Annotated in this window: 24 protein-coding genes; 11 read left to right on the plus strand and 13 right to left on the minus strand. The window is 72.2% G+C overall.

What is annotated here, in order from left to right; translation table 11 throughout:
• Window positions 1-65 precede the first annotated feature (65 nt).
• On the plus strand, window positions 66-1,067 hold the full coding sequence (locus ASL10_RS13015) for a phosphotransferase (RefSeq protein ID WP_056048636.1): 1,002 nt from the start codon (window positions 66-68) through the stop codon (window positions 1,065-1,067).
• Here the strand turns inward: ASL10_RS13015 and ASL10_RS13020 are convergent.
• Both ASL10_RS13020 and ASL10_RS13025 read right to left on the minus strand, forming a co-directional pair.
• A complete protein-coding gene (locus ASL10_RS13020) occupies window positions 1,058-4,411 on the minus strand; it encodes an ATP-dependent DNA helicase (RefSeq protein ID WP_082460571.1) in 3,354 nt (1,117 codons plus the stop codon). The two genes, ASL10_RS13015 and ASL10_RS13020, sit on opposite strands and share 10 nt — an antisense overlap.
• Window positions 4,408-7,605: a UrvD/REP family ATP-dependent DNA helicase gene (locus ASL10_RS13025; protein ID WP_056048639.1), complete on the minus strand. Its 3,198-nt coding sequence runs from the start codon at window positions 7,603-7,605 to the stop codon at window positions 4,408-4,410. The genes ASL10_RS13020 and ASL10_RS13025 overlap by 4 nt, the downstream gene beginning before the upstream one ends.
• A gap of 131 nt (window positions 7,606-7,736) precedes the next feature.
• Between ASL10_RS13025 and ASL10_RS13030 the strand changes: the two genes are divergently transcribed.
• Both ASL10_RS13030 and ASL10_RS13035 read left to right on the plus strand, forming a co-directional pair.
• Window positions 7,737-7,961: a DUF3107 domain-containing protein gene (locus ASL10_RS13030; protein ID WP_043595511.1), complete on the plus strand. Its 225-nt coding sequence runs from the start codon at window positions 7,737-7,739 to the stop codon at window positions 7,959-7,961.
• Window positions 7,962-7,963: 2 nt separating this feature from the next.
• Window positions 7,964-8,260, plus strand: coding sequence for a hypothetical protein (locus ASL10_RS13035; protein WP_056048642.1), 297 nt, complete (start codon window positions 7,964-7,966; stop codon window positions 8,258-8,260).
• Window positions 8,261-8,366: 106 nt separating this feature from the next.
• On the opposite strand, the gene ASL10_RS13040 is transcribed toward ASL10_RS13035, so the two are convergent.
• Window positions 8,367-9,086, minus strand: coding sequence for a ferritin-like fold-containing protein (locus tag ASL10_RS13040; RefSeq protein ID WP_082460613.1), 720 nt, complete (start codon window positions 9,084-9,086; stop codon window positions 8,367-8,369).
• Between the two features lie 84 nt (window positions 9,087-9,170).
• On the opposite strand from ASL10_RS13040, the gene ASL10_RS13045 reads away from it, so the two are divergent.
• Entirely contained in the window at window positions 9,171-10,622 is a 1,452-nt protein-coding gene (locus ASL10_RS13045; protein WP_056048646.1) for a DEAD/DEAH box helicase, read from the plus strand.
• A 156-nt stretch (window positions 10,623-10,778) separates the two neighbouring features.
• Here the strand turns inward: ASL10_RS13045 and ASL10_RS13050 are convergent, their stop codons facing one another.
• Window positions 10,779-11,633: a PHP domain-containing protein gene (locus ASL10_RS13050; RefSeq protein ID WP_056048649.1), complete on the minus strand. Its 855-nt coding sequence runs from the start codon at window positions 11,631-11,633 to the stop codon at window positions 10,779-10,781.
• A gap of 83 nt (window positions 11,634-11,716) precedes the next feature.
• Between ASL10_RS13050 and ASL10_RS13055 the strand changes: the two genes are divergently transcribed.
• Both ASL10_RS13055 and ASL10_RS13060 read left to right on the plus strand, forming a co-directional pair.
• Window positions 11,717-12,748, plus strand: a complete 1,032-nt coding sequence (locus tag ASL10_RS13055) for an endonuclease/exonuclease/phosphatase family protein (RefSeq protein WP_056048651.1) — start codon at window positions 11,717-11,719, stop codon at window positions 12,746-12,748.
• A gap of 46 nt (window positions 12,749-12,794) precedes the next feature.
• Window positions 12,795-14,315 (plus strand): aminopeptidase P family protein, encoded by a 1,521-nt coding sequence (locus ASL10_RS13060; protein ID WP_056049190.1) that lies wholly within the window; start codon window positions 12,795-12,797, stop codon window positions 14,313-14,315.
• Window positions 14,316-14,392: 77 nt separating this feature from the next.
• Here ASL10_RS13060 and ASL10_RS13065 read toward each other — a convergent pair whose 3' ends face one another.
• From ASL10_RS13065 to ASL10_RS13080, 4 genes are all read right to left on the minus strand, one after another.
• A complete protein-coding gene (locus ASL10_RS13065; RefSeq protein WP_056048654.1) occupies window positions 14,393-15,172 on the minus strand; it encodes a copper resistance CopC family protein in 780 nt (259 codons plus the stop codon).
• Complete coding sequence (locus tag ASL10_RS13070; RefSeq protein WP_082460572.1) at window positions 15,169-15,996, minus strand: YcnI family protein; 828 nt, start codon at window positions 15,994-15,996, stop codon at window positions 15,169-15,171. The genes ASL10_RS13065 and ASL10_RS13070 overlap by 4 nt, the downstream gene beginning before the upstream one ends.
• 118 nt (window positions 15,997-16,114) lie before the next feature.
• Window positions 16,115-16,756, minus strand: a complete 642-nt coding sequence (locus ASL10_RS13075) for a hypothetical protein (protein WP_056048657.1) — start codon at window positions 16,754-16,756, stop codon at window positions 16,115-16,117.
• A 17-nt stretch (window positions 16,757-16,773) separates the two neighbouring features.
• Window positions 16,774-17,274, minus strand: a complete 501-nt coding sequence (locus ASL10_RS13080) for a general stress protein (protein ID WP_056048662.1) — start codon at window positions 17,272-17,274, stop codon at window positions 16,774-16,776.
• 71 nt (window positions 17,275-17,345) lie between these two features.
• Between ASL10_RS13080 and ASL10_RS13085 the strand changes: the two genes are divergently transcribed.
• Genes ASL10_RS13085 through ASL10_RS13095 form a run of 3 tightly spaced genes read left to right on the plus strand, consistent with a single transcriptional unit; the run spans window position 17,346 to window position 20,395 of the window.
• Window positions 17,346-18,668 carry a magnesium transporter MgtE N-terminal domain-containing protein gene (locus tag ASL10_RS13085; RefSeq protein WP_056048665.1) on the plus strand — a complete coding sequence of 441 codons (1,323 nt, stop codon included), beginning with the start codon at window positions 17,346-17,348 and terminating at the stop codon, window positions 18,666-18,668.
• Window positions 18,655-19,236 carry a DUF1003 domain-containing protein gene (locus ASL10_RS13090; RefSeq protein ID WP_056048668.1) on the plus strand — a complete coding sequence of 194 codons (582 nt, stop codon included), beginning with the start codon at window positions 18,655-18,657 and terminating at the stop codon, window positions 19,234-19,236. Before ASL10_RS13085 ends, ASL10_RS13090 begins: the two co-directional genes overlap by 14 nt.
• Window positions 19,229-20,395, plus strand: coding sequence for an Mrp/NBP35 family ATP-binding protein (locus tag ASL10_RS13095; protein WP_056048672.1), 1,167 nt, complete (start codon window positions 19,229-19,231; stop codon window positions 20,393-20,395). Before ASL10_RS13090 ends, ASL10_RS13095 begins: the two co-directional genes overlap by 8 nt.
• A gap of 175 nt (window positions 20,396-20,570) precedes the next feature.
• Here ASL10_RS13095 and ASL10_RS16660 read toward each other — a convergent pair whose 3' ends face one another.
• Entirely contained in the window at window positions 20,571-20,693 is a 123-nt protein-coding gene (locus ASL10_RS16660; protein WP_255350805.1) for a hypothetical protein, read from the minus strand.
• 188 nt (window positions 20,694-20,881) lie between these two features.
• On the opposite strand from ASL10_RS16660, the gene ASL10_RS13100 reads away from it, so the two are divergent.
• Window positions 20,882-21,796 carry a LysR family transcriptional regulator gene (locus ASL10_RS13100; protein ID WP_056048675.1) on the plus strand — a complete coding sequence of 305 codons (915 nt, stop codon included), beginning with the start codon at window positions 20,882-20,884 and terminating at the stop codon, window positions 21,794-21,796.
• 114 nt (window positions 21,797-21,910) lie between these two features.
• Here ASL10_RS13100 and ASL10_RS13105 read toward each other — a convergent pair whose 3' ends face one another.
• Window positions 21,911-22,318 (minus strand): hypothetical protein, encoded by a 408-nt coding sequence (locus ASL10_RS13105; RefSeq protein WP_056048676.1) that lies wholly within the window; start codon window positions 22,316-22,318, stop codon window positions 21,911-21,913.
• A gap of 69 nt (window positions 22,319-22,387) precedes the next feature.
• Between ASL10_RS13105 and ASL10_RS13110 the strand changes: the two genes are divergently transcribed.
• Window positions 22,388-23,014, plus strand: a complete 627-nt coding sequence (locus ASL10_RS13110; protein WP_056048681.1) for an O-methyltransferase — start codon at window positions 22,388-22,390, stop codon at window positions 23,012-23,014.
• A 141-nt stretch (window positions 23,015-23,155) separates the two neighbouring features.
• Here ASL10_RS13110 and ASL10_RS15675 read toward each other — a convergent pair whose 3' ends face one another.
• The 3 genes from ASL10_RS15675 to dapE all read right to left on the minus strand — a co-directional run bounded on the left by ASL10_RS15675 (window position 23,156) and on the right by dapE (window position 25,739).
• On the minus strand, window positions 23,156-23,326 hold the full coding sequence (locus ASL10_RS15675) for a DUF3117 domain-containing protein (protein WP_071256769.1): 171 nt from the start codon (window positions 23,324-23,326) through the stop codon (window positions 23,156-23,158).
• Window positions 23,327-23,409: 83 nt separating this feature from the next.
• Entirely contained in the window at window positions 23,410-24,681 is a 1,272-nt protein-coding gene (locus ASL10_RS13115) for a hypothetical protein (RefSeq protein WP_235452822.1), read from the minus strand.
• Entirely contained in the window at window positions 24,666-25,739 is a 1,074-nt protein-coding gene (gene dapE / locus ASL10_RS13120; RefSeq protein ID WP_056048684.1) for a succinyl-diaminopimelate desuccinylase, read from the minus strand. The genes ASL10_RS13115 and dapE overlap by 16 nt, the downstream gene beginning before the upstream one ends.
• Window positions 25,740-25,743: the final 4 nt, after the last annotated feature.

The raw sequence follows: 25,743 nt of genomic DNA on the forward strand, positions 1-25,743 counted from the left end.
AATCATCGCGAGTTGACAGCGTGGCGCACGGCAGGGCATCGCGTGCGGCGGCCTACCCTGAGGGCATGGCCAGATCTCATCTCACTCTAGCCGCGCTGGCCACGGCCGCCGTCGCGGACCTGGACGTCACGCGTGCGTCACGCCACGGCAGCGAGACGGGTGGCGACTTCGACTCCGCACTCGTCGACGGCCGTGGCGGAGAGCACTGCATCGTCCGCGTCCCTCGCTCGCAACGCGCCGAGGCCGAGCAGTCGGCCGACCTCGTCGCCCTCCGTGCCCTGAGCGCAGGGGTCCGAGGGCGGCTCTCGTTCGACGTGCCGGCCTACCGGGGTCAGGCCCCGATCGGCCGCACACGCGGCATCGTCTACGACGTCGTCCCCGGCGAGCACCTGTCGATCTCGCGACTGACCGCCACCAGCGACCTCCCGACGGCACTCGGCCGTGCCGTGGCGGCGATCCACTCGCTGCCGACGAGCTTCGTGACCGACGCCGGCCTGATCAGTCACACCCCGTTCGAGGCCATGCGCTCGTCGGCGGCCTTGGTCGATCGTGCGGCCTCGACCCGCCTCCTGCCGGCCGCGCTGCTCGAGCGATGGGAAGCCGCGATCCAGGACTCGGTGCTGTGGCAGTTCCAGCCCACGGTCGTCAACGGCTCCCTCGACGCCGGTTCGGTGCTCGTCCTCGGCGACACGGTCAGCGGTGTGCTCGGCTGGCACGACCTCCAGGTCGGTGACCCCGCCCGTGACCTCGCCTGGTTGCTGGGTGCCCCGAGCCCGACGGCGGTCGACACGGCGTTCGACGCCTACAACACCGCTCGCGGCACGAGCGACCACCAGCTGCGGCACCGGGCGACCCTCTACCGCGAACTCGACCTGGCGAAGTGGCTGCTGCACGGCACCGGCACCAAGAACACGTCGGTGGTCGACGACGCCGTCGAGATGATGACGAAGCTGGTCGACTCCTTGCCCGGTGACCGACGGGCCGGCATCGGCTCGGGCTCGACCGCGGCCTTGGACGTGGACGGCGTCGAGGACCTGCTCGAGGCCACCGAGCGCCGTCACGTCTGAGTCGACGCCTCGACCCGCTGCCAGAGTTCGACGAGCTCGTCGCGGTCGGCCACGTGCCGGGGCCGCAGCACCACGTCGTCGGCGACGAAGTAGAAGACCGCGTCGATCGTGTCCGCCGGGACACCCCTGAATCGCGCGTAGGCCTCGCGGTAGAGCGCCAGCTGGAGCTGCTTGAGCTCGAGGTCGGCGTCGTCGGTGGGTGCCTTGCCCGTCTTCCAGTCGACGACCTCGAACCGGCCGTCGCGTTCGAAGACGGCATCGATCTTGCAGATGACGGTGCGACTGCCGAAGGGGAGGTGGATCTCGAGCTCGACGTCCGTCGGTTCGAGAGATGCCCAGGCCGAGCGCTCGAAGGTCGTCACCAGCTGCTCGAACCGCCTCGCGTCGTCGGGATCGATCGGCCCCGACCCGGGTGAGCCGACCCGCTCGTCGTCGAGATCGCTCTCGTCACCCCAGGCGTCGAGGGTCTCGGCACGACCCGTCGGCCGGAAGCGCTCTTCGACCCACTCGTGGAACAGCGTGCCGAGGCGGGTCGCCCGGTAGGGCCGTTCGGGCAGGGGACGACGGAGCGCGGCGGCGACCGCGGCGGGGTCGTCGACGTAGTCCTTGAACCTCGAGGCCGGGATGCGCTGGGGAAGGGGGACCGCCCCGGCGCCCGCTCGCGCGGCGTCGCGCTCGAGCAGCAGCAGGTCGATGTCGGACGACCATCTCGACGCGGTGCCTGGCTGCTGCGTGTCGGCGGGCTCGTCTCGTGAGCGCCGGTCGACGGCCGTGGTGACCCGTGCAGCGGCGTCCTCGACCACCGCGCGGCGTTGCCCCAAGGGGTCGAGCGGCCAGCTGAGCTCTCGGGACGCGGCGGCCAGGGGGTTCTCGTCGTCGTCGGGTCGTTCGGGGAGGTCTCCGGTCGGTACGAGCCCACGCTCGGCCAATTCGACGACGAACCGGCTGGCAGGGCGGGGGCGGACGGCACTCGTCCAGAAGGAGCCGCTCACGAGCAGGGCGTCACGGGCCCGGGTGAGTGCGACGTAGGCCAGACGCCGCTCCTCGGCCTGGTGCCGGACGATCAACTCGTCCTTGAACGCCTTCAGCGCTTGGTCGAACTCCTTCTGGTCGGCCACGCCCCGCCAGCCGAGCACGGGCAGCTCGGCGGCATCGCCGCGGAACTCGTACGGCAGTTCGCCGAAACCGAGCCACCCCACGCCTTCGCGGGAGGTGCCGGGCAACTCGCCCTCGACGAGTCGTGGCACCGCGACGACGTCCCACTCGAGCCCCTTGGAGCCGTGGATGGTCAGGAGCTGGACGGTGCCCCGCTCGGCCTGCTCGGACCGCGGACCCATGTCGTCCCGCCGCTCGGCTGCTGCCAGCCACGACAGGAAGCCCCCGAGGCCGGCGTTCTCGTCGGTCGCGACGTACCCCGCCAGTTCGTCTTCGAAGGCTTGCAGCCACGCGCCCCCCGACGGCGCGCCGGTAGCCGCCGCCACCTCGACGTCGAGCAGCATCTCGTGCTCGACAAGCGTGACCAGGTCGACGAGATCGAGACCGTTGCGGGCGCGGAGGAAGGCGAGCTGCGAGCCCAGCCGCCTCAGGCGGACGAGCCCCTCGTCACTGAACTCGGAGAGCTGCCGATGCGTGACGGGCGCCGTGGCCACGAAGTCGAGGGCGTCGACGATCGACCCGTGCTCACCCGCGGCGACCGACGCCCGGAACCCGGCGGCGACCTCGTCGTCGAGGCGCTGTTGGGCGTGGTCGTGCGAGAAGAGCCACGAGGCGACGTCGCGCAGCCGGGCGATGTCTCGAACGCCGATCCGCCATCGGGCACCGGCCATCAGACGGATCGCCTCGGAACCGGCCGACGGGTCGTGCAGCACCCGGAGGCAGGACACGAGGTCGACGACCTCGGGCCGCTGCAGGAGACCACCGACGCCGAGCACGTGGTACCTGACGCCGCGAGCGGCGAGGGCCTCGACGAAGACGGGCATGGTCTTCTTCGATCGGAAGAGCAACGCCGCCGTTCGGCGGGCGGGCTCGCCGTCGACGATCGTGGGCACGGCCAGCTCGCTCTGCAGCCAGGCCGCGACCTGGTCGGCCTCGCCCGGCAGCGTCTGGTCGAAGAGCAGTTCGACGCGCCCCTCGGGCGCACCCGGCCGGGCTCGCAGCTCGCCCACGACCGCCCCGGAGGACCGCGCGAGTTCGGCCACGACGGTGTTCGCGGCGTCGAGCACTCGTGACGCGTTGCGCCAGCTGGTCGAGAGGCTGAACACCGCATCGGGCCGGGCTCCGAAGTCCACCGGGAACCGTCCGAGGTTCGCGGCGCTGGCACCCCGGAACCCGTAGATGGACTGGTGGGGGTCCCCGACCGCCATCACCCCGGTGCCCTCGAAGAGGCGGGACAACAAGGTGGTCTGCACGACGCTGGTGTCCTGGTACTCGTCGAGCAACACGACGCGGTAGCGGTCGCGCAACTCGGCCACGACGTTCGGCGCCGTGTCGCACACCTCGAGGGCCAGGGCCACCTGGTCGGAGTACTCGACGAGGCCCCGACGGGCCTTCTCGTCGGCGAAGGCCACGGCTAGGTCGAGCAGCGGCGGGAGCGCCGACACCGCGCCGACGGCGTCGACGACCGACTTGTAGGCGCTGCCCTTGGTCGACGGAAGACTCGCGAGGTCGAGGAACCGGTCGGCCAGGTGTGCCACGGGCTCGGGCCCGGTGACGTTCTCGCTGAGGGCGTGGCTCAGGCGGAGGACGGCCTCGGTGATGCCGTCGACGCTTCGACCGAGCCCGGCGAGGCGCTCGTCGTGGCTGCCCACGACGAGTGAGCGTGCCAGCTGCCAGGCGGACGCATCGCCGAGCACCTGCGACTCGCTCTCTCGACCGACCCGCAGGGCGTTGTCGCGGAAGATCGCGTTGGCGAACGCGTTGTAGGTCGAGACGGTGGGCACGTCGAAGGGATCGGCCTCGTCGCCGAGCAGTCCGACGGCGGCGAGCTGGCCGATGCGCCGCTCGATCCGCTCACCGAGTTCGCCGGCGGCCTTGCGGGTGAACGTCAGGCCGAGCACCTGCGAGACGCCGACGAGACGGTTGGCCAGCAGCCACACCACGCGGTTGGCCATGGTCTCGGTCTTGCCGCTGCCGGCGCCCGCGACGACCAGGGCGGGTTCGAGAGGGGCCTCGATGACGGCTTGCTGCTCGGGGGTCGGCGTGGGAAGCCCGAGCGCCTCGGAGATCTCGGCTGCTCCGAGCCGGGACGAGGAGGCGCGCGTCGTGCCGTCGACGCCACGACCGTCCACCCCGTCACGCGTGCCCGCGGCGCCACCCCCGTCGGCGGCGCGGCCTCCGGCCGTCACGAGCCGCTCACCTCGCCCACCACGTGGATGCGGCACGATCCGCCGTGCCGCCCTTCGCAGTGGTCGTCGAGGCGGGCCACGAACACCCGGCCCGCCATGTGCTCGGCCGCGTCGACGACCCGGGCACGGAAGGCCGCGAGTCGGTCGTCGTCGAACGCCCCCTGGGCGGGCTCCCGGTAGAGCTTGCCCCGGACGCCCGACGACACGATCACGAGCTTCGCCCCGCCGGGAGGTGTGCCCTCGGGCACGGCCTCGACGGCACCGTCGGCGAGGGCGACCTGGTAGCTGCCCAGCTGGGGGTGTTCGGCGACGGCCTGGGGCGACGTCGGGGCCGACCGGCCCGTCTTGAGGTCGACGATCACGGCGGCGCCCTCGCGGGTGCGCTCCACCCTGTCGATGGACCCGCGCAGACGTGCCGGCCCGATGTCGAGGCTGAAGGTGGACTCGGCGCCGAGCAGGCTCCCGCCCGACGCCTCGAAGTCCCGCAGGTAGGAGGAGAGGCTCTCGGTCATGTCGCGCGCCCGGCGTTTCTCGGCCTCAGCGATCCAGGCCGACTCGAACTCGAGCTCGGGCCAGCGCCCCTCGACCGACTGCCAGAGCGAGTCGACGTCGGTGCCCTCGGCGTGCTCCATCACGTCGTGCAGCACCGTGCCGAGACCCATCGCCGCGTTGGGAGGGGACCCGCCGAACCGGTCGACGAACCAGTGCAGGGGGCACTCCTCGAACGACCCGAGTTGCGACGGCGAGACCGGCACGTGGGCCTCGGGAGCCTCCAGGTCGATGAGCGGCTCGACGGTGCTGGGGTCGAGCAACCCGTACCAGTCGTCCGGCGACGCCCCCGCCACGCCTTCGCCGGCGAGTCGGGCCAACGCCTCGACCGCGTCGTCGGCCCGTGGTCCGTGAGGCGCCGAGACGAGCACGTGACGGAGGTGCCCCACGAGTCCTCGAAGCGACAGGGGGTGCCCGGCGGGTGCCTCGGGGCAGCCGTCGGGCAGCAGCCGGAAGAACGGCGAGGGCCCCTCGTCGTCGTTCGAGGTGCAGGAGAGCACGACCTGTCGGGTGGCCCGCGACACGGTGAGGGCGAACATGCGCAGCTCGTCGGAGAGCACCGTGGCCCGCGCGTCGGAGGGGGCTGCCGGCTCGTCGTCGTGGTCGTGGTCGTCCATCGGACCGCCGCGGAGCAGGCCGCGCTCGGCGAGGTCGACCAGCTCGTCGGGGGCGAGCAGCCCGCCCCGGACCCGGAGGTTCGGCCACACGCCGTCCTGCAGCCGAGCGGCGACGACCACGTCGACCTCGATGCCCACGGCGTTCGACGGCGAGCACACCAACACGGTCTCGGCCGTCGCCTGCGGCGAGAGGGTGTCCTCGGGCACCTCGGCCCCGAGAAGCGAGTCGAGGAAGGCACCGGCGGGTGCCTCGGGGGTGCGTTCGACGAAGCGCTTGGCGGCCGTGAACAGGGCGACGACACCGTCGAGGTGACGGTCCGCCTCGGCGGCCACGATGCCGCGACCGTCGCTCTGGGCCGACCACTCGGCCGCGAGTCCGCTGCGCTCCCAGAGGCCCCAGAGCACCTCTTCGATGCTGGCGCCGGTCGCGGCTGCACGACGGGCCGCGTCGAGACTGGTGGAGAAACGCCCGGCTCGGGCCGCGAACCTCGAGTCGATCGTGACGAAGCGACCGGCCCCCTCGAGCGCCTCGACGAGCAGGTCGTCGGCCGAGCGGACGCCGCCCGTGCCGAGCTCGTCGGCTCGCAGGGCGAGCCTCAGGCGTCGGAGCGACAACGCGTCGAAGCCGGCGAGCGGCCCCAGCAGCAGCTCGGTCGCGAGCTCGACGGTGAGCTCGTCGCGACCGACGGCGACGGCGGCGGCGAGCAACAGGTGGCGGGCCGCGTGTTCGTCGCGCACGGCGCGTCCGGCGACGGAGGTGCGGGTCGGGACCTCGGCGAGCTGCAGCCCCCGGGCGACTCCGGCCACCTGCCCACCGCTGCGGACGACGACCATCATGCGCGACCACGGCACCCTGCGGACCAGGTGGTGCTCGCGCAGCAGGCGGGCCACCGACGCCACTTCGTGGCTCGGGCTGTCGGCCCGGACGGTCACGATCGGGACCGCCACCGGGTCCGCCGCTCCCCCGGCCTCGGAGGGCTCGATCGCCGGAGCCGCCACCGCGGCGTGCTGGCGACCGGCGCCGGCCGTCCCGATGCGCGAGGTGACCCGCTGCACGAGATCGCGCAACGGAGGCTGGTGCCGGTGGGCCGTGGAGAGGTACAGGGTCTCGACGTCGGACAGGCCGAGCCGAGGGCCGAGACGACCGAGCACGTCGGGCGTGCCCCCGCGGAACGCGCTGGTGGACAGGTCGGGGTCGCCGAACGCGACCACGGCGACACCCCGCCGCGTCAGGGCGCGGAGCAGCGCCAGGGTCGACTCGGTCGCTTCTTGCGCGTCGTCGACGAGGACGACCCGCAGCCCCTCGACGACCGGGGAGGTCTCGCCGCGGTCGAGGGCGGCGACGGCGTAGTCGACCAGGTCCGCCGAGTCGAGGTGCTGCCCCCGCGCCGCGTCGAGGACGCTCAGGTACTCGTCGCGGAAGTCGGCCACCGCCGCCCATTCGGGCCGGTCGGCCCGTTCGGCGGCTCGTCGGAGCCCCTCGGACCCGATGCGATGCTCGGTCGACCGCATGAGGACTTCGCGCAGTTCGGTGCGGAAGCCGCGGAGTCGACGAACGGTCGGGCCGAGCCCCTCGGGCCAGGACGGACCCGTGCCGTCGACCTCGTGCCCCTCGAGGAGGAAACGGACGATGCTGTCCTGGTCACCGCCCGTCAGCAGGGTCGGCGCGGGCAGGCCGACGAGCCGCGCCGCATGGCCGACCACGTCGAACGCCAGGGACGAGACGGTGCGGGCCAGGGGCCCCGGAGTCGGCACGGTGAGCCTCGACGCGATGACGTCACGGAGCGTCGTCGCCGTCGAGCGCGTCGGTGCGAGCACCATGACGGCGGCCGGACCCCAACCGCGCCCTTCGACGCGGTCCACCACGAACTCGACGAGCGTCCGGGTCTTGCCCGAGCCCGGAGCACCCAGGACCGCGGCCGATCGCCCGTCGGCCAGGTCGAGCACGGCCCGCTGCGAGTCGTCGAGCACCGGCGACACCGAGGCTCGGGCCGGACTCGAGAGGGGCGGTGAGACGGTCGAGGCCATGTCCCGACGCTACCGGCTGGCACCGACATCGAGGTCGGTCGCGTGGACCCTCGACGGCCCGACGGGCCACCCCGTGTGCGCCGACAGAGAACGTGCAGAGTCGGGACGGCGAGGTCGGATATCGTGACCTCGTGGACATTCGCATCGGCATCACCAACAGCCCCCGTGAGATCAGCTTCGAGACGGCCCAGACCGCCGACGAGGTCGAGAAGGTCGTCGGCGACGCGCTCGACGGCGGCAAGTCGTACGTCACCCTCGCCGACTCCAAGGGCAAGACCTACCTGGTCCCCACCGCATCGCTCGCCTACGTCGAGGTCGGCAGCGAAGAGAGCCGCAAGGTCGGGTTCGTCAGCTAGTCGTGGAACTCCTCTTCGTCGTCCTGGGTGGCGCCATCCTCGGGTTCGTCCTCCACTACGCGCTGCCCGACGGCGACACCCGCGGCGTCCTGCTCGCGCCCGCGTCCGGCGCCGTCGTGGCGGCGATCGTGTGGGAGGTCCTGACCTGGGCCGGATGGCCCGCCGACGGCGGATGGATCTGGGTGGCAGCACTCGTCCTTCCCGCCGTCGTCGCATTCGTGGTCTGCCGTGTCGCGGCGGCTCGCCGCCGGGCTCACGACAGCGAGCACTTCGCCCGCCTGGTGCGCTCCGCCTCCTGACGCCGCGCCTCCGCCATGCCCTCGATGCACGGCCGGTCGCCCAGGGCGGCCACGCCAGGTCGCCGAGAACAGTCCCGCCAGCCGGAGGACTACCAGCGGTCAGCGCTCAGGCGGTGAGTCCGAGGGCGTCCATGCGGCGCGTGTGGGCGGCGATGAGTTCTGTGAAGACGGGTTCGAGACGCTCGTCGTCGGCGGACACGTGCGACGCGGACACCGCGGCGCGAGCGACCAACAGGGTGTCTCCCACCAACCTGCGCCCCCAGAGGGCCAGCCGTGACGCGAGCCGCGGGTCGGCCTCGATGGCCGCGGAGAGTTCTCGCACCACGAGCGGTGCGTCGTCGTGGGCCTCGAGCACCGCCACGATCCGCTTGTGGTGGTCCGCCGGCAGTCCGGCCGCCAACCGCACGAAGACGTCGTTGAGCAGGCCGGCCGCGACGTAGTCCGCGACGATCGCCTCGTACCAGTCCGTGCCTCCGGTCCGGGCCCGGAACTCGTCGATGGCGGCGATGTGGGGCTCCATCGACTCGGTGGCGTCGTGGCCGGACCGTTCGATCTCGGCCACCAGGCCGCGGTGTCGGGCCAAGGTCGTCTCGGCGATGCGGCCGGTGGTCTCTTTCGCACGGACGTCGGGGGCGAAGGCCGACGAGCGGCCCAGCGTCTCGAAGAGCGCGAGTTCGAGGTAGGCCGCGTGCCCCAGGAAGACCAACAGGTCGGGGGTGAACTGGTCGAGCTCGACCCGGGCCGCGGGGGTCGGCTTCGCCGCGGGCCGCGGCCACTGCAGGGACGGGACGCCGCGTTTCGCACCTCGACCGGGCCAGGACACCACGCCCACATCTTACGGGGTCCGAGGGGCCGCCCGTCGCGACGGGCTAAACTCGACGCATCCCCCTATATGAGACAGGGCAACACTTTGACATTCACTGACCTCGCGATCGACCCCGACATGGTCGACGCTCTGGCGTCGAAGGGGATCCTCGAACCTTTCCCCATCCAGACGCAGACCATCCCCCTCGCCCTCGCCGGGCAGGACATCATCGGCCAGGCCAAGACGGGCACCGGCAAGACCTTCGGCTTCGGCCTCCCGATCATCCAGCGCATCGGCCTCGACCCGGCCCCCGGCGTCAAGGTGCTCGTCGTCGTCCCGACCCGCGAACTCTGCGTCCAGGTGGCCGACGACCTCGAGCTCGCCACCTCGAACCGGGCGACCAAGATCGTCAGCATCTACGGCGGCAAGGCCTACGAGGGCCAGGTCGAGCAACTCAAGGCCGGCGCGCAGATCGTCGTGGGCACCCCCGGGCGCCTCCTCGACCTGGCCGGCCAGCGCCTCCTGAACCTCAAAGAGGTGCAAGAGGTCGTGCTGGACGAGGCCGACAAGATGCTCGACCTGGGCTTCCTCAGCGACATCGAGAAGATCTTCCAGCAGGTGCCGGCCACCCGTCACACCATGCTGTTCTCGGCGACCATGCCCGGCCCGATCGTGGCCTTGGCACGCCGGTTCATGTCGAAGCCGATCCACATCCGCGCGACCGACCCCGACGAGGGCCTCACGCAGGCGAACATCAAGCACGTCGTCTACCGGGCCCACTCGCTCGACAAGGACGAGGTGATCGCGCGCATCCTCCAGGCCGAGGGGCGTGGCAAGACCGTCGTCTTCACCCGGACCAAGCGCGCGGCCGCCAAGCTCGTCGAAGAGCTGAACGACCGCGGCTTCAACGCGGCGGCCGTCCACGGTGACCTCAACCAGGAGCAGCGCGAGCGCGCGATGGCCGCGTTCAAGGCGGGCAAGAAAGACATCCTGATCGCGACCGACGTCGCGGCCCGAGGCATCGACGTGAACGACGTCACGCACGTGATCAACCACACCGTGCCCGACGACCACGACACCTACCTGCACCGCGCCGGCCGTACCGGCCGCGCCGGCAAGACCGGCATCGCCGTGACGTTCGTCGACTGGGACGACCTGCACAAGTGGGCCCTGATCAACCGGGCCCTCGACATGGGCCAGCCCGAGCCGGTCGAGACCTACTCGTCGAGCCCGCACCTCTTCGCCGACCTCGACATCCCCGCCGGGACGAAGGGACGCCTGCGCGCGAGCTCCTTGTCGGCTGTCAAGGCGGGTTCGGTCGGCTCGCGCGAGCGCACCGGCGGCCCCCAGGGCGATCGTGACAGGGGTCGCGGTCGCGGTCGTGGCGACGCTCCCGTGCGGGCCTCCGGTGAGCCCTCGACCACGGGCCGCGGCGCCGCACAGGCGCCCGACGCGGCGGCTCCGGCCGGCGAGGTCACGGGTGAGGCCCCGCGCAAGCGCAGCCGCAACCGTCGCCGTCGTCCCGCCGGCGACTCGTCGTCACAGCCGCAGGGCTGACGACCGATCCAGCACGAGACCCCCCTCGACCGTCCGCGGCGAGGGGGTCTCGTGCGTCCGGCACGTCGCCGTCCGGCACGTCACCGTCCGGAACGCCGCCGTCCGGCACGTCATCGCCCGGCAGGGAGCCGTCCGGACGAGGAGGCGCGGGCCGGTTCAGCCCCGGACGGGCACCCACCCGGTCGCCGCGTCGACGATCCGGTCGAGTTGTCCGGGAGCCGTGGTGTTCTCACCCAACCGGTTGGGCTTGCCGTCGCCGTGGTAGTCGCTCGACCCGGTCACGATGAGGTCGTACCGTCGGGCGAGCTCGAGCAACCGCACCTTACCGGCCGAGGTGTTCTCGCGGTGGTCGATCTCGACGCCGAGCAGGCCGGCGTCGACGAGGGCCTCGAAACCCTCGCTGGAGACGTTCGGCTCGCGACCCCGCGTCGCCGGGTGGGCGATGACGGGGACGCCCCCGGCCTCCCGGATCAGGCGGACGCCGATCAGGGGGCTGGGTGCCTCGTGCGGCTCGTAGTACCCGGACCGCCAGTGCAGGATGCCCGCGAAGGCGGCGCTGCGGTCGGGCGCGTAGCCCTTGGCGACGAGGGCGTCGGCGATGTGCGGCCGTCCCAGGGTCGCCCCCGAGCTGGCCTGGGCGAGGACGTCGCCCCAGGTGAGGTCGTAGTCGGCGGCGATGCGTTCGACGATGCGCTCGGCCCGGTGCAGACGGCTGTCGCGCAGGCGGGCCGTCTCGGCGACGAGGCCCGGGTGGGCGGGGTCGAAGAGGTAGCCGAGCATGTGGACGCTGTTCAGTCCGAGCCGGGTGCTGAGCTCCATGCCGGGGAGGAGGGTGAGACCGGTGCCGGCGACGGCGGCCGTGGCCTCGGACCACCCGGCCGTGCTGTCGTGGTCGGTCAGGGCGACGGTGTCGAGCCCCGCGCGCACGGCCGACGCGACCAGCGCGGCGGGCGCCTCGGTGCCGTCCGACACGCTCGAGTGAGTGTGCAGGTCGACCAGGCGCGTGGGCATCCCCCCATCGTAGGCGGCGCGCATCCGAGCCGTCCGTGCGGCGCCCGACGTGCGGTCGGGGGTTCCCCTAGGCTCCAGGGGCCATGATCCGTCGTCTCGTCGCCCTCGTCTTCGTCCTCGCCGTTGCCGCCGTGCTCCTGGTCGCCCTCTGGCCCCAGGCCGTCGGGCTGCAGCGCGTCTTCCCGGTCGGTCAGGTGGTGTCGTTCCGCCTCGTCGCCGGGGCCGTCGCGATCGTCCTGATGGTGCTGCTGCTCGTGCTCGGTCTGGTCGCGCGGCCGATCCGGTCCCTCACGGCGAGCGCGGCCGTGCTGCTGCTCGTGTTCGGCGTCCTCTCGGCGGGCGTCGTGACGGCTCGCGGCCTGGGCCGCACCGACTTCGTCGAGAAGACGCCCACCGACGTCACCGTCCTGTCGTGGAACACCCTCGGCGCGGCGACCGGGGCCGACGCCGTCGTCGCCCTCGCGACCGAGGTCGGTGCCGACGTGATCGCCCTGCCCGAGACCCGCCAGGAGGTCGGCGTCGCCGTCGCCGAGGCCATGGCCGCCGCCGGCAAGCCCATGTGGGTGCACACGGTGGCCTACGACCAGATCGCGAGCGGCCGCTCGACGACCCTCCTGATCAGTGCCGCACTGGGCGACTACCAGGTCGCGATCGGTGACGACGGCACCACCGACGCACGGACGACGCCCGTCCTCCCGACGGTCGTCGCGACACCCGTGTCGGGCGAGGGCCCCACGATCGTCGCCGCCCATCCCGTGTCGCCGACGCCCGAGCACATGGGGCAGTGGCGTGCCGGCCTGGGGTACCTCGCCGACGTCTGCCGGTCGGGGGACGTGATCATGGCGGGTGACTTCAACGCCACCCTCGACCACATGGCCGGGCTCGGCACCGACGGTGGGGCGCTCGGCGCCTGCCGCGATGCCGCCGAGGCGACCGCGAACGCCGGCGTCGGGACCTGGCCGACCGACGTCCCTCCCCTCCTCGGTGCGCCGATCGACCACGTCATGGCCACCGAGCAGTGGCTGCCGACCGGCTTCCGGGTCGTGACCGAGCTCGACGACGCCGGCAGCGACCACCGGGCGGTCGTCGCCCAGCTCAGTCGCACGGGAGCCTGAGCCCACCGACTGGGCGTCCGGCCCGTTTGGCGGGAGAATGGTGGGCATGGCAGATCAGAAGGCGCCGCGCGCGACCACCAACCGCTCCACCACCCCCGGGTCGGACACGTTCAAGGACTACATCTCGTCGCAGTGGGCCGACCGCCCCGACGTCCTCCCCGAGCCGCGTGAGCAGGCGCCGTTCGCCGCCGACCGTCGCGAGCGGCTGTCCGCGCTGCACCCGGGCACCCGCCTGGTCGTGCCGGCCGGCTCCGCCAAGGTCCGGTCCAACGACTGCGACTACCCCTTCCGTGCGCACTCGGCGTTCTCGCACCTGACGGGCTGGGGTTCCGACACCGTGCCCGGCTCGGTGCTCGTGCTCGAGCCCACGGCCGAGGGCCACGACGCCACCCTGTACCTGCGGGCGAGCGCCGGGCGCGACTCGGACGAGTTCTACGCCAACCCCGAGATCGGCGAGTTCTGGATCGGCCCGCGCCCCTCGTTGACGCAGGTCGCCGCCGACCTGGGTCTCGCCACGCGTGACCTGGCCGACTTCGAGGCCGTGGTCGGCACGATCGACGCCGGCACCCTCGTCGTCCGCGAAGCCGACCCCGACCTGACCCGCCGTCTCGACGCCGTCATCGAGGCCGCCGCCGAACAGTCCCCCGTCTCGGCGGGGACGACGGCCGTCGTGACCTCCGACGACGACCGCCCCCGCGAGCGGGCGACCTCCGCCGACCTGGCCCGTGACCTGAGCGAGTTGCGTCTCGTCAAGGACGCGTACGAGGTCGCGCAGATGCGTCAGGCCGTGACGGTGACGGGCAAGGGGTTCACCGACGTGATCGCCGACTTCGACGACATCGTTGCGCACCCGCGCGGCGAGCGGCTCGTCGAGGGCACCTTCAACCGTCGGGCCCGCGCCGACGGCAACACGGTCGGCTACGACACGATCGCCGCGTCGGGCGACCACGCCTGCGTCCTGCACTGGACCCGCAACGACGGCGTCGTCCGCGACGGCGACCTCATCCTGATCGATGCGGGCATCGAACTCGACAGCCTCTACACGGCCGACATCACCCGCACGCTGCCCGTCTCGGGCCGGTTCACCGACGTGCAACGTCTCGTGTACGAAGCCGTGCTCGAGGCGGCCGACGCGGCGTTCGCGATCGTGCGTCCGGGCATCGCGTTCCGCGAGATCCACGCGACGGCCATGAAGGTCATCGCCGAACGCACCGCCGAATGGGGCTTCCTGCCGGTGTCCGCCGAGGAGTCGCTGCAGCCCGACCACCAGTACCACCGTCGCTACATGGTGCACGGCACGAGCCACCACCTCGGCATCGACGTGCACGACTGCGCCGCCGCCCGTCGCGACCTCTACCTCGACGGCGTGCTCGAGCCCGGCATGGTGTTCACGATCGAACCCGGCCTGTACTTCCAGCCCGACGACCTCACCGTGCCCGAGGAGTTCCGCGGCATCGGCGTGCGCATCGAGGACGACATCCTCGTGACCGCCGACGGGGCCGAGAACCTCTCGGTGGGCATCCCCCGCACGGTCGCCGACGTCGAGGCGTGGATCTCCCGCGACTGAAGTCCGACACCGAAGGGCCCCGTGTGCGTCGCACCCGGGGCCCTTCGCCCGTTCACACCCCGATCAGCGAGGCAGGATCATCGACCGTCGGACGACGAGTCGCCGTCCGGGGCCGACGTGTCGTCGGCCTCGGACGGTGTCCCGTCACGTCGTCGGCCGGTGACGATGGCCACGACCACACCGGCGGCGGCCAGCACGACGATCGCGACGGCGATGCCGATGACGAGTCCGGCGTTCACCGAGCCCGACTCGGGCGCAGCCGACGGCGTCGCCATGGTGTCGTCACCCGGGGTCGCCATGGTCGTCATCTCGGGTTCGGACGAGGCCGAGGGCGAGGCCGCCTCGGTCTCGTCACCGGTGGGGGCGCCGGCACCGCCAGCCGCGCCTCCTGCGCTGCCGCAGCTCGGACGGGTCGGCGAGCCCGCCCCCTCCGCGGTGCCCGCGGCGGGGGCGTAGGTGAACGGAACGGCGTCCGAGACGGTGTGGCCGTCGGCCGAGACGGCCTGGTAGGTCATCGTGTAGGCGCCGGGCGACCCGAGCGCGACACCGGTCGTCAGCGTCGGTCCCGAGGTCGTCGAGCAGCCGTCCTCGTAGTGCAGGCCGGCGGCGTCGGTCACCTCGAGCACGTTCGAGCTGCCGGTGCCCGAGAGGTCGAGGATCACGTCGTTGAAGGTGATCGACACGGTCGCCGGGGACGAGTCGACGGTCGAGCCCGCGGCCGGCGCGCTGCTCACGACGTAGTCGTGCGCCGCGGCCGATCCCGCCGGTACGAGGGCGAGGGCGCCGACCGCGGCACCCAGCCCGGCCGTCACGAGGACGCCGAGGAGGCGCGGTGTCCGCGAGCGCGCGGCCGTCACGCGTCCACCCCGCCGTTCGTCGAGGTGCGGGACGCGGTCGCCCGGGGCCGACGGGTCAGCGCGACGACCGAGACGACGAGCGCCAGCGCACCCAGGGCGAGGCCGCCGATGCCGAGGCCGATCGAGAGCGGTCCGACCGCGCCGTCGCCGGAGCCCGACGCCGAGTCGCCGGAGGTGCCGACACCCGCGGTCGTCGCGTCGTCGTCCGTCGCGTGGCCGGCGTGTTCGTCGGCCGGCGGCGCGTCGTTGACGTAGAGGGTCGGTGCGGGGTGCTCGGGCTCTTCTCCCGAGGCGGGAGTCGCGTCGGCCCAGTCGACGACCGTGCCGTCCGAGTAGCGCTGGTGGGCCGGCAGCGCGATCGACCCGGTGTCGGGCACCGCACCGGCCGAGATGACGAACTGCTGGAACTGTCCGGGTGCGATCTGCGTGTCGCCCTCGGCCGTCCAGGTCACCTGCGTCGGCGCCTCGGTGATCGTCGTGCCGTCGAGCTCGACCGGCTCGGGCAACGTGCTGGTGGTGACCTCGGTGGTCCACCCCGGGAGGGGCTCGTACGACACCGAGGTGAACGGGGTGTCGGTGGGCAGGTCGACGACGAGCCCGACGGTGCCCGCGGTCGCCGACTCGTTCGGCACCTTGAAGGTCAACGTCTCGTACGAACCGGCCTCGGCCTGACCGGGCTCGACGTGGACGTGGGCCGAGGCCGCGAGGGGCGCGGCCAACGCGAGCAGGGCGGCGGCGCCGAGGGCCGCTGCCGAACGGGCGACGACGGCGGACGACCGGGGACGGCGGGACGCGACGGAAATGGGGTTGGTGCTGCGGTTCATGGATCTGGTCCTCTCGATCGCGAGCGCGATCGGTCTGCGGTGCATGACGATGGGGCCCGACGGCGCGACGGGCGCGTCCGACGGGGTCACCGGCGACGGAGGTCGGCGGTGTGCGGGGTCAGGCAGGGCAGGGCGGACCGCGACGGGGTCGGGCCGTGAGGTGTCGTCGGCCGGGCGGGCACGGAAGGACGCCGAACGGAGCCGGCGGGCGCCGGACGACGGGCGCCTCGGGCCGGTGCCCGGCGGTCAGGAGGCGCGCGACGGCCAGACCGCGGACGGCCAGTCGGACGAGGGCCCACGCGGCGCCCTCGCCACGCCGGAGGGCGACGATCGTGACCACGGCCGCGAGCGCGTGGGCCAGCCACATGGCGGGGCCCCCCATGACCATGGCCTGGCCGACGCCGCCACCGGACGCGGCGCCGTCGGCGATCGTCGAGATCACGAGTGCGGAGTGGTGCCCGCCCGTCGCCGAGGCGCCCCCGCCGTCCGATGCTCCGAGGGAGAACAACAGGTGGAACGCGACCTGGCTGAGCGCGACCGCGACGGCGAGCCGGACGGTCGAGAGGTGCACGCCCGCCAGGGCGATCGAGACGGGCACGGCCACGGCCAGGGCGAGGACGACGCCGAGCAGTCCGGGCTCCATGCCACCGCCGGCCACGTGGGAGAAGGCCGCGACCAGGGTCGACGCACCGGCGGTCAGCCAACCACGCGCGAAGCGCTCGGCCCGGGTGGCCGTCGTGGAGGGGTCGCGGGGTGCCATGTCGACACCAGGGTACGTCAGCGGCGCGGGGTCTCGGGACGCGCGAGGATCTCGTGCGCCCGCCCGGAGACCTCGGGGTCGACCACGATCTGGTAGTTCGACGCGAGCACCTGGTGCGTCGAGGTGAAGTCACGGCGGCGACGGGTGATCGCGAAGCTGACGATGCCGTAGAGCATGCCGAAGCCGGCTCCGAGCAGGGCGGCCGCCCCGACGGTGGCCGCGGTGGCGGTCTCGGTCGCGAAGACGAGCATGACGAGCCCGAAGAAGACGCCGAGCCAGAGTCCGGTCACGGCCCCGGCCAGCGCGGCGCGCCCGTAGCTCAGGCGACCGGTGACGCGTTCGACGGTCTTGAGGTCGTTGCCGATGATCGCCAGCCGCTTGATCGGGAACTCGGCCTGTGACAGCCGGTCGACCACGCGCTGCGCCTCGGGATACGTGTCGTAGGTGCCGAGGACGTCGCCCCGCGGCAGGGTGGGCACCATCGGCGGGCGGCGGCCCACGGGGCCCGGGTTCGTCATCCCAGCATTAAACACGGTGCCCCTGCCGGGCACCCGTCGGCGGCGACCCCGCGAGCGACTAAATTGGACGCGTGAGTGCAACCAGAGTCTTCGTCGCCCGGCTGGCCGGTTGCTCCGTCTTCGACCCTGCGGGCGACAAGGTCGGCAAGGTGCGCGACGTGCTGGTGGTCTACCGCCGCACCGGGGCGCCGCGCGTGGTGGGCCTCGTGGTCGAGGTCCCCGGCAAGCGCCGGGTCTTCGTGGGGATCGGACGCGTCACGAGCATCGGCTCGGGCCAGATCATCACGAACGGCGTCATCACGCTCCGCCGCTTCGAGCAGCGTGGCGGCGAGACCCGGGTCATCGCCGACCTGCTCGGTCGTCGCGTGTCGTTCCGGCACGGTGGCGGCCACGCCACCATCGAGGACGTGGCGATCGACGAGGTGAGCGAGGGCGACTGGGAGGTCGGCCAGCTCTTCCTGCGCAAGCCCAAGACGTCGCCGTCGCCGTTCGTCAAGGCGCCGACGGCGTTCGCGGCGTGGGACGACGTCGTCGAGGAGGCCGGACCGGGCGAGGCGCAGAGCGCCGAACACCTGATCGCCGCGTACTCCGACCTCGTGCCCGCGGACCTCGCGAACACCCTGCTCGACCTCACGCCCGAGCGGCGGCTCGAGGTCGCCGGCGAACTGTCCGACGACCGCCTCGCGGACGTGCTCGAAGAGCTGCCCGAGGCCGAGCAGGTCGAGATCTTCACGGGCCTCGACGACCACCGTGCGGCGAGCGTCCTCGACCAGATGCAGCCGGACGACGCGGCCGACCTCATCGCCCAGCTGCCCGACGAACGCACCGAGCAGCTGCTCACGCTGATGGAGCCCGACGAGGCCGACGACGTGCGCATGCTGCTCAGCTACGACTCCGACACCGCCGGCGGACTGATGACGACCGAGCCCGTCATCGTCTCGGCCGACGCCACGGTCGCCGAGGGCCTCGCCCTCATCCGTCGTCACGAACTGGCCCCGGCGCTCGGCGCGGCGGTCTGCGTCGTCCTGCCACCCTACGAACCACCCACCGGCCGGTTCCTCGGCATGGTGCACTTCCAGCGGATGCTCCGTTACCCGCCGAACGAGCGCCTGGGGACGATCCTCGACCAGACCACCGAACCGGTCCGCGTCGACGCCACGGCCCTCGAGGTCACGCGGGTCATGGCGACCTACAACCTCGTCTCGGTCCCCGTCGTCGACTCGGCGCACCGCCTCGTCGGCGTCGTCACCATCGACGACGTCCTCGACCACGTCCTGCCCGACGACTGGCGCAGTCAGGACCCCGACCAACCGCTGACCCCGAGCCGACCGCGTGGCCGCGCCCGTCGCCCCGCGATCGGCCAGAGCACGAGGAGCGACGATGGCCCGCGATAACCGCAACGACGTCCGCCTCGACGCCCCCAAGGGTCTGCGCCCCCGCGTGCTGCCCGGGCGCAAGCGGGTCAGCAGCGACCGCTTCGGTCGGGCGACCGAGTCCATCGCCCGGGGCATGGGCACGCCCTACTTCCTGATCGCCCTCACCCTGTTCTGCGTCGTCTGGATGATCTACAACACGGTCGCCCCGATCGACATCCGCTTCGACAGCGCCGCGATCGGCTTCACGGCGCTGACGCTGATCCTGTCGCTGCAGGCGTCGTACGCCGCTCCCCTCATCCTGCTCGCGCAGAACCGGCAGGACGACCGCGACCGCGTGCAGTTCGAACAGGACCGTCAGCGCGCCGAACGCAACCTGGCCGACACCGAGTACCTGGCCCGCGAGGTCGTCGCGCTCCGGATCGCGATCCGCGACATGGCCAGCAAGGACTTCATCCGGGCCGAGCTCCGCTCTCTGCTCGACGAGCTCGACCGGCGCGACGACGACGAGAGCCCCGCGGTCGAGCCGACCCGCACCTCCTCGTCGTCACGACGCGACGCCCGGCGCGACGGCCACCACCGTGGCTGAGCCGGTCGCCGCCACCCGCCCCGCGACGCCGGACGACGTCCGTCGCGCGCTCGCGCGGGTGCTCGACCCCGAGATCCGCAAGCCCGTCACCGAACTCGACATGATCGGTGACGTCGTCGTCGACGCAGGAGGCGCGGCGACGGTGGCCGTCAAGCTCACGATCGTGGGGTGCCCGGCAGCCGACACGATCGAACGCGACGTCCGCGAGGCCACGGGCTCGGTGACCGGCGTCACCGACGTCACCGTCGACGTGACCGTCATGACCAAGGACGAACGACACGCCCTCACCGAGAAGCTGCGGGCGGGCCGGGCGGCGCGCGGCATGCAGTTCGGCCCCGACACGCTGACCCGCGTGTACGCCGTCACGAGCGGCAAGGGCGGCGTGGGGAAGTCCACCGTGACCGCCAACCTCGCGGTCGCCCTCGCGGCCCGGGGCCTCGCCGTCGGCATCGTCGACGCCGACGTGTACGGCTTCAGCATCCCCGGACTCCTCGGCCTCGTCGGCCCCGACGGCGCCTCGGTGAAGCCCACCCGCGTCGACGACATGATCCTGCCGCCCGTCGCCCACGGCGTGAAGGTCATCTCGATCGGCATGTTCGTCGACGACGCCTCGACCGCCGTCGCCTGGCGCGGGCCGATGCTGCACAGGACGATCCAGCAGTTCCTGACCGACGTGTACTTCGGCGACCTCGACGTGTTGTTGCTCGACCTGCCGCCCGGGACGGGCGACGTCGCCATCTCGGTGGGGCAGTTGCTGCCGCACGCCGAGGTGCTGGTCGTCACGACCCCTCAACCGGCCGCCGCCGACGTCGCCGAGCGCAGCGGGCTCGTGGCACGCCAGACGGGTCAGCGGTTGCTCGGGGTCGTCGAGAACATGGCGGGTCTGCCCCAGGCCGACGGCAGCGTCCTCGAGCTCTTCGGCTCCGGTGGTGGCGTCGAGACGGCCCGCCGACTGTCGTCCGGTCAAGAAGCCGAGGTGCCGTTGCTCGCCAGCGTGCCGCTCAGTCTGGGCCTGCGCCAGGGGGGCGACGACGGCGTACCGGTCGTGCTCGCCGCTCCCGACGATCCTGCGGCCACGGCCATCGACGAGCTGGCGGGCCGACTGGCGGTGCGGGCCCGGGGGTTGGCCGGCCGGAAGCTCGGACTCAGCGTCACCTGACCGGGGTCGAGCACCCCAGACGTGCAGAAAGGGCACCTCGCGTGGCGAGGTGCCCTTTCGTCACAGCGTCTCGCCCGAGGGGCGGCGACGTGCTCGTGCCGCACCCCAGCACGGAGGCGGCACACGCGGTGACGGCACGCTCAGGAGGGAGACGCGCCGACCACCGCGAAGTGGACTAGGACCAGCGGTTGTAGGTCTTGGTCGGGATGGCGCGGAAACCGTCTCGGGCGACCGAGACGAGCGAGCCGGCGATTCCGACGACTGCGGCGATGGCGAGGACGATGATTCCGGTGAGCATGGGGGACTCTTTTCTGGCGCGGTTCGACGCGCGATTCTGCGTGGTGGGATGGATTCGCCACCGAGCCCGGGACCAGGTCGACCGGAGCTCGGGAACGCTACGACGCGCTCCGGGGACTCCTCAATGATGCGCCCCGAGAAGCGGTAGATCAATCTCACGTTTCTACCGAAACAGCGTAGATTTGCTACATGGATGTCAAGCGTCTCGAACTGCTCCGCGAACTCGCCGAACGAGGCAGCGTGGCCGCCGTCGCCCGGGCCACCCATCGCACCCCGAGTGCCGTCTCGCAGCAGCTCAAGGTGCTCGAGCGCGAGGCCGGCGTGGCGTTGACCGAGCGGGTGGGACGCGGCATCGTGCTCACCGGCTCCGGGCGCGTGCTGGCCCAGACGGCCACCGACGTCGCCGTGGCACTGGAACGAGCCCAGGCGGTCTGGGACGACTTCGTCGCCACCCCCCAGGGCGAGGTCACGCTGGCCACCTTCCCCACGGGCGGGCAGATGCTGCTGCCGGGGCTGCTGCGCACGGTGGCCGAGACCCCCGGCCTGGTGGTCGTCGCGAGCGACCACGACCCGTCGATCCGCGAGTTCCCCGAGCTGGCCGCCGACCACGACGTCGTCGTCGCGCACTCGTCCGACGACAAGCCGTGGCCCGGACGCGGACTCGTCACCGTCCCCCTGCTGACCGAGCCCCTCGACATCGCCCTGCCCGCCGACCACCGTCTCGCCGGTCGCGCCTCGCTCGCACCCGGCGACCTCGAGGGCGAGAACTGGATCGGCGTCCCACACGACTTCCCGTTCGAGTGGGTCTACCGCGAGATCGAGCGGGTGACCGGCAGCCCCGTCCGCGTCGCCCAGCGCTTCAGCGACACCAAGGTGACCGAGTCGCTCGTCGGGGCCGGCCTCGGCATCGCCGTGCTGCCGCGCTTCACCGCCAAGGACGCCCGGGACGACATGGTGCTCGTGCCGCTCGAGAGCATCCGGGCCGTGCGCTGGGTGTCCGCCGTGATGCGGCGCGACCGGGCCGAGCGCCCCTCGGTGCGACGGGTCGTCGACGCGCTCAGGGCCGAGGCCTCACGCGTGGCGGCACTGCACGGAGGCGTCTAACCATCACGCCGCCCACGGGCCGCGTGGAGACCGAGTGAGGGGCTGGAGGCGAGGAGCCACGCGGCAGACCACGAGGCGGGCGACGAGGTCAGGCGGTGCGGTGCCGCAGGCGGGTCAGGTCGCCTCGGAGTCGTACGGCGGCACCTCGCCCGTCGCGAGCGGCACCACCTGTGCGGGGGAACGACCCCCCGGCAATCCTGCGGACACAGCCGCGGCGGCGGCACCGGCCGTCGCCATGCTCGGCGCCGAGGGCTTGGGAGCGCCATCCGTGCCGTCGAGCAAGGCGTCGCGGATGATGCGCCGCGGGTCGTACTGACGGGGGTCGAGCTTCTGCCACTCGACGTCGTCGAACTCGGGGCCCATCTCGTCGCGCATGCGCGTCTTCGCACCGTTGGCCATGTCGCGCACCGTCCGGACGAGCTGGGCGAGCTTCGCCGCGTAGCCGGGCAGTCGTTCGGGACCGAGCAGGAAGACCGCGAGCACACCGATGATGAGCAGCTTGTCGAACGTCAGACCGAACATGGACACGCAAGCAGACTAACCGGTGACGACTCGGGGAACCCCCTAGAGTTGGCCTTTCGAGGAGTGGGTGTGTCGCAGATAGAGTCAAGTTGGAAGTTCGCGGAAGAACTCGTCACCGAGAGCGACGCGATCGCCGAGGCTCGACAGCATTCGCTGGAGGTCGGGGTCGAGGCCGTCTCGCCGGCGGTCGGCGCCCAGCTCGCGGTCATCGCCGCCGCCTCGAACGCCTCGTCGATCATCGAGGTCGGTACGGGCCTGGGCGTCAGCGGGCTCTGGTTGCTCTCGGGCGCCCCCGCGGCCGTCCTGACGACCATCGACCGCGAGATCGAGCACCAACAGGCCGCCCGGGACGCCTACCTGCAGGCGGGCATCCCTGCCAGCCGCTTCCGCATGATCGCCGGCCGTGCCGCCGACGTGTTGCCCCGGATGAACGAGAACTCGTACGACATCGTCTTCGTCGACGCCGACCCCGGCTCGGTCATCGAGTACGTCGAGCACGGCCTGCGCCTCGCCCGCCCGGGCGGACTCGTCCTCGTCGCGCACGCACTCTGGCACGGACGGGTGGCCAATCCCGCCGTCCGCGACAGCACGACCACGGGCTTCCGCACCTTGCTGACCGAGGTGTCCACCTCACCGGCCGTGATCAGCTCGCTCTCGACGGCGGGCGACGGGCTGCTCTCGCTGATCAAGCGGTGACGCTCCCCCGCCGGGCTCCCTGCCCGTGCAGCAGGCAACCGGCGCGGTAGGCAGCGCCACGGAACGCGGCACGCGCACGGACGCCCCGCGCGCCGCAGGTGCGGCGGGCGGGGCGTCCGGGGTTATTAAGGAGGCGGCCGACTAGGCGCTGACGACGCCGGCGAGGGCGTCGTGCAACTCTTTGGCTTCGTCGTCGTTGACCGACACCACGAGGCGTCCCCCACCCTCGAGCGGAACACGCACGATGATGAGACGGCCCTCCTTAACGGCTTCCATAGGCCCGTCGCCGGTCCTCGGCTTCATGGCTGCCATCAGATAGTCCCCTTTCGCAAGTTGCTGGTCCCATTATCCGTGATTTCGGGCCCCCGACCTAAACGACGCCGTTCCCCGACCGATCACGGCGGCGTCCAGTCGTACCCGTTCACCCACCAGCAGTAGTAGAGCCACACCCACTGTGCCGCCACGAACACGGCGACGAGCAGCGCCCGGTAGACCTTCGAGCGCGGCACCGCGAGGACGCCCAGCAGGGGGAAGAGCGGCATCAGGAGCCGGAAGGTGCTGGACTGCGGGAAGAACACCGCCAGCAGGTAGAGCCCGTAGGCGACGCCCCACAGCCTCAGGTCGGTGCTCGTCCGGCGTGCCCACGGCGACAGCAGCAGGGCTCCGAACGCCACGAGCGTGACCACGAGGAGGGCGATGCCGGAACCACCCGGAAACCACCAGTTCGCCCCGTCGACCCACGGGGTGAACGGCACGAGCGGTCCGTAGCCGATGTAGGGCGCCCGCCAGGCGAGTTCGGTCTCGGTGTACGCACCCGGCACGCCCGTGACCGCGCCGGCGACGACGAGCCAGGCGACGCCGAACACGCCCGTGGCCGCCACCGACACCGCCACCCGGACGCGCTCGCGCACCGGGAAGGGATCGTCGTGCCGGCGCCACCAGCGCAGCAACCCGTGCAGACCGATCGCCAGGGCGAGCGGAAGGGCTCCAGGTCGCGTGAAGGACATGATGAGCACGACCGGCAGCATCGCCAGGTACTGCCGCCGCACCAGCATGAGCAGGCTCGCGCAGAGCAGCAGCAGGAACATCGACTCGGCGTAGGCCACCTGCAGCAGCGGCGACAGGGGCGCCACGCAGAACAGGACGACCGCGAACAACGAGGTCGACTCGGGCAGCGCGTGCCGCATGAGGCGGTAGAACAACAGGGCCGCCCCCGCGGCGCAGGCGACCGACACGACGACGGCCAGCGTCGCGAACGGCAGGCCCGTCAGGCCCATCAGCCCACGGACGACGAGCGGGTAGGCGGGCATGAACGCCCAGGCGTTCTCTCCGACGTGGCCGTCCCCGGTGATGGGGAGGTCGCGCGGGTACCCCACCACGGCGATGATGTTGTACCAGTGACCGTCCCAGATCGTGGCGAAGCTGCCGTAGTCCGGGCTCGCGAGCGTCCACGCGTTGGCCTGCTGGGCACCGGCGAAGGTGAGCAGCGCGATCGTGCTGACGACGCGCGACAGGACGAACACCACGAGCACCCGGGCCCACCACGGCGTGAGCCGGTAGCGCAGCAGGAGGCGCCTCGACGCCGAGGTCGGTCGTCGGGGATCGTGCCGCGTCGACGGGGACGAGGAGGCGCGACTCGCGTCGTCGACGGTCAGGCCGTCAGCCACGCCCGCAGTCCGCGCTCGTTGTCGAGGATCTGCTGCACGGGCACCCGCTCGTCGTCGTGGTGGGCCAGCATCGGGTCACCGGGACCGTAGTTGACCGCGGGGACACCGAGCGCGGAGAACCGCGCGACGTCCGTCCACCCGTACTTGGGCTTGGCCTCGCCGCCCACGGCACGCAGGAACTGCTGTGCCAGCGGGGCGTCCAGACCGGGCCGGGCCCCGGGGGCGAGGTCGACGATCGTGACGTCGAAGCCCTCGAAGAGCTCGCGGACGTGGGCGACGGCCTCGTCGCCGCTGCGGCTCGGGGCGAACCGGTAGTTGACGTGCACCATGCACTCGTCGGGGATGACGTTGCCGGCCACGCCGCCCGTGATGCCCACGGCGTTGAGGCCCTCGCGGTAGACGAGCCCGTCGACCTCGACCTCTCGCGCCTCGTAGGCCGCCAGCACGTCGAGGATCGGCGCGGCCTTGTGGATGGCGTTGTCGCCGACCCACGAGCGGGCGCTGTGCGAGCGGGCGCCGAAAGTGCGGATCTCGGCGCGCAGGTTGCCGTTGCAGCCCCCTTCGACCCCGCTGTTGCTCGGTTCGCCCAGGACGGCGAAGTCGCCGGCCAACAGGTCGGGTCGGGCCCGCGCGAGGCGGCCCAGGCCGTTCAGGGCGTCGGAGACCTCTTCGTGGTCGTACCAGACCCAGGTGACGTCGACGCCGGGCTCGGTCAACTCGACCGCGAGCCTCAGGTGGACGGCACAGCCGGCCTTCATGTCGACGGTGCCGCGACCCCAGAGGTAGTCGACCCCGTCCTCGGTCTCGTAGCGCGTGGGCACGTTGTCGTTGATCGGCACCGTGTCGATGTGACCGGCGATGACGACCCGCGAGGCCCGGCCGAGCCGGGTCCGGGCGACGATCGCGTCGCCGTCACGGAACAACTCGAGGTGGTCGCAACCGTCGAGCGTGGACCAGATCTCGTCGGCGACGAGGCGTTCGTCGCCCGACTCCGATCGGATGTCGCAGAGCTGCCTGGTGACGTCCACGGGCGAGACGGAGAGGTCGATCGGTGCCATGCGG

This window comes from Frigoribacterium sp. Leaf8, assembly GCF_001421165.1.
Lineage (GTDB): Bacteria > Actinomycetota > Actinomycetes > Actinomycetales > Microbacteriaceae > Frigoribacterium.

Coding starts and splice junctions, on each gene's coding strand:
- ASL10_RS13075 (WP_056048657.1), bottom strand. CDS start 16,756: ATGGCACCCCGCGACCCCTCCACGACGGCCACCCGGGCCGAGCGCTTC.
- ASL10_RS13080 (WP_056048662.1), bottom strand. CDS start 17,274: ATGACGAACCCGGGCCCCGTGGGCCGCCGCCCGCCGATGGTGCCCACC.
- ASL10_RS16660 (WP_255350805.1), bottom strand. CDS start 20,693: ATGCTCACCGGAATCATCGTCCTCGCCATCGCCGCAGTCGTCGGAATC.
- ASL10_RS13060 (WP_056049190.1), top strand. CDS start 12,795: ATGGCAGATCAGAAGGCGCCGCGCGCGACCACCAACCGCTCCACCACC.
- ASL10_RS15675 (WP_071256769.1), bottom strand. CDS start 23,326: ATGGCAGCCATGAAGCCGAGGACCGGCGACGGGCCTATGGAAGCCGTT.
- ASL10_RS13025 (WP_056048639.1), bottom strand. CDS start 7,605: ATGGCCTCGACCGTCTCACCGCCCCTCTCGAGTCCGGCCCGAGCCTCG.
- ASL10_RS13100 (WP_056048675.1), top strand. CDS start 20,882: ATGGATGTCAAGCGTCTCGAACTGCTCCGCGAACTCGCCGAACGAGGC.
- ASL10_RS13015 (WP_056048636.1), top strand. CDS start 66: ATGGCCAGATCTCATCTCACTCTAGCCGCGCTGGCCACGGCCGCCGTC.
- ASL10_RS13090 (WP_056048668.1), top strand. CDS start 18,655: ATGGCCCGCGATAACCGCAACGACGTCCGCCTCGACGCCCCCAAGGGT.
- dapE (WP_056048684.1), bottom strand. CDS start 25,739: ATGGCACCGATCGACCTCTCCGTCTCGCCCGTGGACGTCACCAGGCAG.
- ASL10_RS13070 (WP_082460572.1), bottom strand. CDS start 15,996: ATGAACCGCAGCACCAACCCCATTTCCGTCGCGTCCCGCCGTCCCCGG.
- ASL10_RS13055 (WP_056048651.1), top strand. CDS start 11,717: ATGATCCGTCGTCTCGTCGCCCTCGTCTTCGTCCTCGCCGTTGCCGCC.
- ASL10_RS13050 (WP_056048649.1), bottom strand. CDS start 11,633: ATGCCCACGCGCCTGGTCGACCTGCACACTCACTCGAGCGTGTCGGAC.
- ASL10_RS13105 (WP_056048676.1), bottom strand. CDS start 22,318: ATGTTCGGTCTGACGTTCGACAAGCTGCTCATCATCGGTGTGCTCGCG.